The sequence below is a fragment of the Klebsiella sp. HMSC16A12 genome (assembly GCF_001808265.1).
GTDB classification, from domain to species: Bacteria; Pseudomonadota; Gammaproteobacteria; order Enterobacterales; family Enterobacteriaceae; genus Klebsiella; species Klebsiella pneumoniae.
In genome coordinates this window covers 1-2,831 of the sequence record NZ_KV792613.1, presented here as the reverse complement: position 1 = coordinate 2,831, position 2,831 = coordinate 1, and the positions used below count along the sequence as shown (strand labels likewise).

Here is a 2,831-nt window from a genome sequence, read left to right as displayed (position 1 = left end):
AGAAGAGCTCGTACGCAAGTACGGGCTTTTTTCTTTTATATTCTCTGCCGGGGGGGGGGAGCCCCTCGAGAAAAGCCAATCCCGAAGCTAATCCTCCTCCATCCGCTGATACTCTTCACTGAGGTAGTCCACCAGCGCCCTGACGGAGGGCAGCAGCCCGCGCCGTGAGGCAAATACCGCATGGATCACTTCCCGCCGCGGCTGCCACTCGTCCAGAACCACCTCTAATTCCCCTGACGCCAGCTGATCGCGCACCATTAGTAAAGGAAGCTGCACCACGCCTACGCCGGCCATCGCCGCCTCGCGCAGCGCCAGCATATCGGTGGTCACCATTCGCGGCGTGAAATACACTTCCGCTCTCGCTCCCCCGGGCCCGGTGAGCTGCCATTTATGCTGATGCTTGTTCGCACCCAGGCTGAGCCCCGGCCAGGCGCTCAGCTCGGACGGCGCCTGCGGACGTCCGAGTCGGGAAATGAGATCCGGGCTGGCCACCAGCCGGTGCCCGCGGTCCGCCAGCACGCGCATCACCAGGTCGCTATCCTCGATGGGCCGGGGACGGACGCGGATCGCCACATCAATGCCCTCCCCGACCACATCCACCCGGCGGTTGGTCGCCTCAAGATGCAGCGTTACCCCAGGATAGCGCGCCATAAATCGCGCCAGCATCGGTCCGATATGGACATGCAGCAAGGTGACCGGACAGGTGATCCTGACGCTACCGCGCGGCTCGGCGCGCAGCGTCTCGACCGCCTGCTGCGCCGCCTCGGCCTCAATCAGCATCGCTTTGCAATGCTGATAAAAGGTCTGCCCGACCTCGGTGACCGCGAACTGACGGGTGGTTCGCTGAATCAAACGCACGCCCAACCGCTCCTCGAGTTGCGCAATGCGGCGGCTGAGTTTGGATTTCGGCTGGTCAAGCGCTCGCCCCGCCGCGGCGAAACCGCCATGGTCTACCACCTGGACAAACCAGGCGAAGTCATTGAGATCCTGCATCCTTCCTCCATTGTTCCATTTTTGGAACAGTATAGGTCATTTTTGCTCACTACCGCATACGTCGTCCCGGATATAAGCTTATTCACATCAGATACCGATACACAGGAGAAAGCCATGAAACAGATCACAGGAGTCTACACCGCGCCTGCGCAGCATTGGGTAGGCGACGGCTTCCCGGTTCGCTCGATGTTTTCCTATCAGACGCACGGCCAGCAGCTGAGCCCCTTCTTACTGCTCGACTATGCCGGGCCGTACACCTTCCCGGCGGGCAGCGAAAAACGCGGCGTCGGTGAGCATCCGCATCGCGGATTTGAAACCGTCACCATCGTCTACGCCGGTGAAGTAGAGCATCGCGACTCCACCGGACGCGGCGGGGTGATTGGTCCAGGCGACGTGCAGTGGATGACGGCGGGCGCCGGGATCCTGCACGAAGAGTTCCACTCGGAGGCCTTCACCCGCAGCGGCGGCGAGCTGAAGATGATCCAGCTGTGGGTCAACCTGCCCGCGAAAGACAAAATGGCGACCCCAGGCTACCAGAGCATTACCGCTGGGACGATCCCCACCGTGGCGCTGGCGAACGGCGCCGGACAGGTTCGGGTTATTGCCGGCCAGTATGACGACGTCAGCGGTCCGGCCCATACCTTTTCACCGCTTAACGTGTGGGATCTGCAGCTGAATCAGGGGCACGACCTCACGCTGCGCCAACCGGAGGGCTGGAGTACCGCGCTGGTGGTGCTGGAAGGGGAAGTGATCATTAACGGTTCCGAATCTGCTCGCGAAGGCCAGCTGGCCGTCCTGAGCCAGGCAGGTGACGCAGTGCATCTGGAGGCGACCGCCCCGGCAAAAGTTCTGCTGATGGCCGGAGAACCGCTACAGGAGCCGATTGTGGGCTATGGCCCGTTTGTCATGAATAACAAAACGCAGATCGCAGAAGCTGTACGCGATTTTAACAGCGGCCGCTTTGGCCAAATCTAACTGATTGAGGTGAATACTATGTCTACTCCCGCTAACTTTAACGGTGCTCGTCCGGTGATTGATGTTAACGATACCGCAATGCTGTTGATTGACCATCAGAGCGGTCTGTTCCAGACCGTCGGCGATATGCCGATGCCAGAGCTGCGCGCTCGCGCCGCCGCGCTGGCCAAGATGGCGTCGCTTGCCGGGATCCCGGTGATTACGACCGCCTCCGTGCCGCAGGGGCCGAACGGTCCGCTGATCCCGGAGATTCATGAAAACGCGCCGCATGCGAAATACATCGCCCGTAAAGGTGAGATTAACGCCTGGGATAACCCGGAATTCGTCGCCGCGGTGAAAGCGACCGGCCGTAAAACGCTGATTATCGCCGGGACCATCACCAGCGTCTGCATGGCCTTCCCGGCTATCGCCGCTGTCGCCGACGGTTATAAAGTGTTTGCCGTGATTGACGCTTCCGGCACCTACAGCAAAATGGCGCAGGAGATCACCCTGGCTCGCGTGGTACAGGCCGGCGTAGTGCCAATGGATACCGCCGCCGTCGCCTCTGAGCTGCAGCGCACCTGGAATCGCCCGGACGCCGCAGAATGGGCGGAGGTGTACACCAAAGTCTTCCCGGCCTACCAACTGCTGATCGAAAGCTACAGCAAAGCGCAGGACGTCGTGAAGAATAACGAACAGCTGGATTCCCAGCGCTAAAACGCCCGCCCCGCTGAGCCGCAGCGGGGCATTGTTCATTGCGTGAGCGAACGGCAAAGAAAGAAGAAAATATGCTTGACCGTTTTAACGCAACTCCCTATAGTAGCGCCCCGTTGCCCACCCAAGGTGAGCAGCAAGACAATATGGTGAGGTGTCCGAGTGGCTGA

The 2,831-nt window shown here is 60.6% G+C and carries 3 protein-coding genes; 2 read left to right on the top strand and 1 reads right to left on the bottom strand.

What is annotated here, in order from left to right; genetic code table 11:
* Positions 1-87: 87 nt before the first annotated feature.
* The gene (locus tag HMPREF3140_RS14590) at positions 88-993 is read right to left on the bottom strand and encodes a LysR family transcriptional regulator (RefSeq protein WP_004141420.1); all 906 of its coding nucleotides are present in this window, start codon (positions 991-993) and stop codon (positions 88-90) included.
* Between the two features lie 114 nt (positions 994-1,107).
* Here HMPREF3140_RS14590 and HMPREF3140_RS14585 point away from each other — a divergent pair, with 114 nt between their 5' ends.
* A complete protein-coding gene (locus tag HMPREF3140_RS14585; RefSeq protein ID WP_004199757.1) occupies positions 1,108-1,968 on the top strand; it encodes a pirin family protein in 861 nt (286 codons plus the stop codon).
* 18 nt (positions 1,969-1,986) lie between these two features.
* Positions 1,987-2,664, top strand: coding sequence for an isochorismatase family protein (locus HMPREF3140_RS14580; RefSeq protein WP_002898927.1), 678 nt, complete (start codon positions 1,987-1,989; stop codon positions 2,662-2,664).
* Positions 2,665-2,831: the final 167 nt, after the last annotated feature.